5 protein-coding genes are annotated in these 6,252 nt (G+C 62.8%); 4 read left to right on the top strand and 1 reads right to left on the bottom strand.

The features are described from left to right. Positions 1-69: 69 nt before the first annotated feature. A complete protein-coding gene (locus DKM43_RS08525; RefSeq protein WP_109797968.1) occupies positions 70-2,574 on the bottom strand; it encodes a TonB-dependent receptor in 2,505 nt (834 codons plus the stop codon). Positions 2,575-2,819: 245 nt separating this feature from the next. Between DKM43_RS08525 and DKM43_RS08530 the strand changes: the two genes are divergently transcribed. Genes DKM43_RS08530 through DKM43_RS08545 form a run of 4 tightly spaced genes read left to right on the top strand, consistent with a single transcriptional unit; the run spans position 2,820 to position 5,974 of the window. After that, positions 2,820-3,392 (top strand): nuclear transport factor 2 family protein, encoded by a 573-nt coding sequence (locus tag DKM43_RS08530; protein WP_236632459.1) that lies wholly within the window; start codon positions 2,820-2,822, stop codon positions 3,390-3,392. Positions 3,393-3,440: 48 nt separating this feature from the next. Beyond that, entirely contained in the window at positions 3,441-3,743 is a 303-nt protein-coding gene (locus tag DKM43_RS08535; RefSeq protein ID WP_109797969.1) for a putative quinol monooxygenase, read from the top strand. 5 nt (positions 3,744-3,748) lie between these two features. Then, the gene (locus tag DKM43_RS08540) at positions 3,749-4,045 is read left to right on the top strand and encodes a putative quinol monooxygenase (RefSeq protein WP_109797970.1); all 297 of its coding nucleotides are present in this window, start codon (positions 3,749-3,751) and stop codon (positions 4,043-4,045) included. Between the two features lie 18 nt (positions 4,046-4,063). Further along, positions 4,064-5,974 (top strand): outer membrane protein assembly factor BamB family protein, encoded by a 1,911-nt coding sequence (locus DKM43_RS08545; protein ID WP_109797971.1) that lies wholly within the window; start codon positions 4,064-4,066, stop codon positions 5,972-5,974. The last annotated feature ends 278 nt before the right edge of the window (positions 5,975-6,252 follow it).

The following is a 6,252-nucleotide window of genomic DNA, read 5'->3' on the forward strand; positions in this document are numbered from 1 at the left end:
GTTGTCATGAACGGCCGCACCCACCGATGCGGCCGTCATGGTATTGCAGTCATCCCTCCCGGCGGAACCTCAGGGACCGCGGAACTTCACGCCCACTTCCGCACCGAAGTAGCGCGGCGCGCCGAAGTTCGAGTTGAGCCACAGCCCGGCCACGTTCTGCGAGGCGATGCGGTAGCGCTCGTCCGTCAGGTTGCGGCCCAGCACGCGGAAGTAATACTCATCGTCCGCCTGCGCGATGGTGAGCGAAGCGTTCACGAGCGTGCGGGCATTCAGGAACGTGTTGCCCAGCGGATCGTCGATTGCCTGCGTGTTGAGGTTACGGCTGGTATAGGCCGCCGAGGCATTGGCCACGAACTTGAAGTTCGAGGTGATCGGCGTCTCATAGGTGCCATCGATCGTCCACTGCCACTTGGGTGCACGGTCAAGCGGTGCAGTTGCCAGATCATAACCGGCCGTGGGCGCGGTATAGCTGTCATAGGCCGCGTCCTGATAGCCAAGCACGCCGCGCAGCGAGAAGCCCTTGAACAGGCGCGCGGTTGCTTCCGCCTCGATGCCCTTCACGGTCGCGCTTGCCGCGTTGACGAAGATCGTCACCTGGTTGGGCTGACCGTTCACCACCAGCGGCACGTTGAGCTGCTTCTGGAGATCCTTGTACTTCACGTAGAAGCCGGTCAGGTTGAAGCGCAGACGCCGGTCGAACAGTTCGGTCTTCACACCGGCTTCATAGCTGTCGGCCGTTTCCGGGCGGGTTGCGCGCGCTGCGGTGCGGAAGGCGTTGAGGTCAGCGCCAAAGGCAGCAAAACCGCCGATCTGGTCGTTGAAGCCGCCGCTCTTGAAGCCGCGCGAATAGGTCGCGTAGGCGAAGATGTCGGGCGTGGCCTGCCAGCCAAGGCTGGCGCGCCATGTGGCGCGGCGGGCGCTGTCATCCACGCGGACCACCCCGGCCGGATATTTGAACACGCTCGCATCAAGCGCTTCGTTGATCTGGATCGAAGGGTCGAACCCGCCACCAAGCTGCGGAATGAACACCTGCTGGCGTCCATACCACTCCTTGTCTTCCCAAGTGTAGCGCACACCGGCGGTGAAGGTCACTTCCGGAGTGATCTTGTAGGTGCCTTCGGCAAAGGCCGCGCGCGAGCGCGACTTCTGCGCGTTGCACAGGATGTAGGGCGTATCGTTCCAGTTGCCGAAGGGCAGCGGACCGGATGTCAGATCGAGGAAGCCAAGGATCTGCGCCACGCAGAAATCGATGGTCTCGCGCTGGTAGAAGCCGCCCAGCACCATATCAAAGGGACCGCCGAAATCGGTGGCAAAGCGCAGTTCCTGCTGGAAGGTTTTGCGGTTGTCGTCGCGCGTCGCATCGAAGAACGACAGCGGCTGGCCATCGGCGGCAATCGGCGCGGCACCCGCATAGGAGTTGGGAATGCGCGATTCCTGACGGCGCCAGCCCGTGACCGAAGTCAGCGTGCCGAAATCAAAATCGATGTCGCCGTTGAGATAAAACCCGTCAACCGAGATGCGCTGTCCGTCGCGCATCTTGATAAGGCCGTCCTGACGATAGGTGATCGCGGCATTGTCGAGCGGATCGCTGCTTGCCGGGTTGCGCCGCACGGTGCCGAGAAGATCGGTCAGGAAGGGATTGGTGCCGGTATACTGATCGTTCTCGTTGACCGAAGGCACGGTGTCCGAACGGTCGCGCAGCCACTCGTATTGCGCCAGAAGGCGGACCCGGTCGCTCGGCTCCCACAGCAACTTGGCGCGGAAGTTCAACACATCCTTGCCGCCGGCACGCGCACCATCAAGGCAGCCCGAACGGCCGTTGAACTTGTTCGGCACAAAGCCCGTTACCGGACCATAGCAGGCGCCATTGCGGTAATAGCCGTCGCTCTTTTCCGCGCCGCCCACGAAGCGGAAGGCAAGGGTGTCGCCGATCGGAACGTTGAGCGCGGTCTGGAAGCGCTTGGTCTCGAAGCTGCCGTATTCCGCGCGGGCATCAACACCCACAACGCCGAGTTCGGGCCGCTTGGTGCGCACGGTAACGGCGCCGCCCGTGGTATTCTTGCCGAACAGGGTGCCCTGCGGACCGCGCAGCACTTCGACCTGCGCCACGTCGAACACATCAAGAAGCTGCGTCTGGACCGAGGACACCACGAAGTCATCGACCAGCACCGCCACCGGCGGCTCGAAATAAACGATGATCGAGGTCTGGCCGACGCCGCGCATGGCGAACGAGGCGGCGTTGAAGTTGGTGATCGTGTTGGCCGAGAAGTTCGGCACGAAGGCGGAAAGATCGCCCAGATCGCGCGGGCTGACCTGACGGATAAGCTGGCTGTCAACGGCCGAAACGGCAACCGGCGTCGATTGCAGGTTCGAATCGCGGCGCAGCGCGGTAACGACGATTTCGCTCAGTCGGTCCGAATTGTCGGTGGTTTCGGTTGCCTGCTCCCCGGCCTGCGGCTCGCCTGCTTCCGCGGCGGTGCTGGCGTATGCCGGAGCAGACAGAATTGATGGGGCCAACGCCGATGCGACAAGGGCACAAGCAGCGGTGGACCGCCGCAGATAACTGCTGATCATCTGTCTCTCCTCACTCCCCGCCATCCTTGCGGGTTGCGTGCAGATTAGCCGCGCGCAGATATTTTGCAAGCAGACATGTATGTTTTTTTCGTCGACGCGGACGAACCGCACGCGCACACCGCGCCGCGCGCCGCGCGGATGCGTGAAATTGCAGCTTCCCATACATTCATGATTGTTTTTGAAAGGCCATCGCGTATCATCTGGCAACGTCGGCCCGCAGAGGCCCGTTCGGGAGAGCAGCGCGCATGGCCGGAACCTTGGCCGACCTTGAAACCCGTATTGCCCGGCTGGAGGCCGAATCGCAGATTCGCCAGCTTGTCGCGCATTACAGTTTCGACATCGACGACCGCCGCATCGATCAGGTCCGCGAACTGTTCGCACCCGATGCCGTCCTGCGTTCGCACGACGGGGTGATGCACGCCGAAGGCGTTGATGCCATCATGGCCCAGTTCGACGGGCGCTTTGCCGTGCTTGGCCCCGGCCACCATGTCATGCACGATATCCAGATCGATTTCGAAAGCGATCACGCCGCACGCGGGCGGGTTTCGGGTCATGCCGAGCTGTGGCGCAATGGCAGGATGATGGTTGCCGCCATCCGCTATGCCGATCGTTATTGCCGCACCGAAAGGGGCTGGAAGTTTGCCGAACGGGTGATCGGCTTCCTCTATTACGTCCCCGTCGAACACTATGCCGGAATACTGGGGCGGCCTGATCGCAACCATGCCTATGCCAGCCCCATGCCGGCCGACTTTCCCGAAAACCTGCCCGATTGGCAGTCCTATCACCAAGGCCGGTTTCACGGCCCCCGCGAAACGTGAAGTCTGCGAAGCGCAAGAACCACAAGAATACTTTTGGAGAGAACCCGGATGCCCTTCAGTTTCCTTTCCCGCTTCCGCATTGCCGAAGGCAAGGAAGCCACTTTCGTCACTCTTGCCCGGCAGATGGAAGCCCTCGCCGCAACGGAGCCCGGCACGCTGGGTTACAAGTTCTACCGGCTGGACGAGCCGGGCATGTTCGCCGTCTATGAAAGTTTCGTCGATGAGGCCGCCGATCAGGCGCACATGGCCTATGACCACAACAAGCCGCTGATCGAACAGATGATTGCCTGCATGGACGGCAGCTACACCCGCGAACTGCTCCATGATCTTCCCGCCATCGAGGACAAGTGACCGTAATGAGCAAGAAAAGCTTCATCGCCCGACTGCGCACCCGGCCGGAAACGCGCGAACGCCTCATCGCGCTCCAGACCGAACTCAAGGCGCTGGTGTTCGAGCACGAGCCTGATGCGCTTGTCTATGAGCTGTTCCAGTCGGAAACAGACCCCGATCTGTTCCAGTGCGTTGCCACATTCCGCGACGATGCCGCCTTCGAGAAGCACATGGAGATCGACTTCCATGACCGGCTCGTCCCGCCGATCCTCGAATGCCTAGCCGAGGACATGAGCATCGCCTTCTATCGCTCGCTCGACTGATCCCTGCCGGAGAGATTGATGTCTGCCCCCCGAACCCGCATCACCCGCCGCCTTCTGGCCTTCTGCCTGCCCATATTCGCCGCAGGCGGGATTGCCACGGCATCGCTGCTCAATGCCGCGCCGCCCCAGCGCATCAAGTCGCATGAGGACTTGCAAAGCTACGACACGCCCCGCATCGATCCGGCAACCGCGCCCGGTCGGCCGCTGTTCGAACAGCACTGCGCCATGTGCCACATGGGCGGCGTGCCCAAGGCACCCAGCCCTGCATTCCTCGCCATGGTTCCGCCGGATTCCATCGTCCGCTCGCTTACCGACGGGGTGATGCGCTCGCAGGGAGCCGTGCTGACCGAACAACAGAAGGTGGAAGTCGCCGAATACCTCACCCGCACGCCCTTTGGCGCATACCAGCGCCCCGCCCCGCCGAAGCAATGCAGCGGCGAAGCAGCCAGGTTCGACATGACCGATACGCCCGCACCGATCGGATGGGGCCGCGACAACCGGCGCTTCGTGCCCGCAGACGTGGCGCAGCTTCCTGCCGCCGATGTTCCGAAGCTGAAGCTCAAATGGGCCTTTGCCTATCCCGCATCCAACCGTGCCCGTTCGCAGCCCACGCTCGCATGGGGCACGCTGTTCGTCGGCAGTCAGGACGGCACCGTCTATGCCTTCGATCCCGACAGCGGCTGCGCCCGCTGGACCACCCGCCTCAGCGCCGAGGTGCGCACCGCCATTGTCGCCGACCCCGACACCAAGCGCCTCTATTTCGGCGATCTTCTGGGCAAGGTCCATGCGCTTGACGCAATGACCGGCAAGGAACTCTGGGCCGAACGGATGAGCGATCATCCCGATGCCACGATCACCGGCACGCCCACGCTGGGTGGCGGAATGCTCTATGTTCCGGTGTCCTCGCTTGAAGTGGTTCAGGCGGGTGATCCGGCCTATGCCTGCTGCACCTTCCGCGGCTCGGTCGTCGCGCTTGATCCTGCCACGGGGCGCGAAGTCTGGCGCGCGTGGACCGCTGGAGAACCGCGCCCGCATGGCACCACTGCCGCAGGCACGCCGATCCTCGGTCCGTCAGGCTCTCCGGTCTGGAACAGCCCAACCTACGATGCGGCAAGGGGCCGTCTCTATTTCGGCACGGGCGAAAACTATTCCAGCCCCGCCGATGACAGCTCCGATGCGGTCTTTGCCGTGGACGCCCGCACCGGGCAGCAGATCTGGCGCACCCAGCTTACACCCAAAGATGCGTGGAACGTGGGCTGCATGGTAGGCAATGATTCTTGCCCGGCTGAAAATGGGCCAGACTATGACGTGGCCGCATCGCCCCTGCTGGTGAATGCCTCGAACGGCCGCGAGATGCTGGTCATCGGCCAGAAATCAGGCGAGGCCAGGGGCCTTGATCCCGAAACAGGCAAGATCGTGTGGTATACGCGCGTGGGCCATGGCGGCACGCAGGGCGGTGTCCACTTCGGCATGGCGGCCGATGGCGGCACGGTTTTCGTGCCCGTGAACGACATGGCCGATACCTATGATGCGCGCGTCTATGATGCAAAGCTGCGCGGAGCGGGCCTCCACGCCCTTGATGCAGCCAGCGGCAAAGTCTTGTGGTTCGCCAAGGCGCCCAACCGGTGCAAGGGCGTCAAGTTCTGCGATCCCGGCATCTCGGCGGCCGTCACTGCCATTCCCGGCGCCATCTTCGCCGGACATCTTGATGGGATGCTGCGCGCCTATGACAGCCGCACCGGCCGCATCATCTGGCAGTTCGACACCAAGCAGACCATGCCCACGATCGACGGCAAGACCACCAAGGGCGGCAGCATGAGCGGCCCCGGCGCCGCCGTCTGGAAAGGCAAGGTCTTCGTCAACTCCGGCTACGGGATGTACAGCCACATGGCTGGGAACGCGCTGATGGTGTTCGAAGCGCAACGGTGAAGCGTCACCGGCGGCCACATGGCCCTGCAACCATGACACCGCCCCGCGCAGTCACCGGCTGCGCGGGGTGTCTGCTTTTGCAAGGCGTTGAAAATCTTCGGACAAGCGGTGATTCGTGTCAGTGCACTGCTGATGCATGAAAGATGTCATTGCACTGCATGTCTGGCTGCCAAGCGACAGGCTTCTAGGTTTCGTGGACAAAGCTTGACTGTTGGCTCGGGCGTTGATTCAAGGCTGTCTTTTGGAGGCAGCCTTGGGCGAGCGGATTGGCGTTACGG

This window comes from Novosphingobium meiothermophilum (genome assembly GCF_003171715.1).
Lineage (GTDB): Bacteria > Pseudomonadota > Alphaproteobacteria > Sphingomonadales > Sphingomonadaceae > Novosphingobium > Novosphingobium meiothermophilum.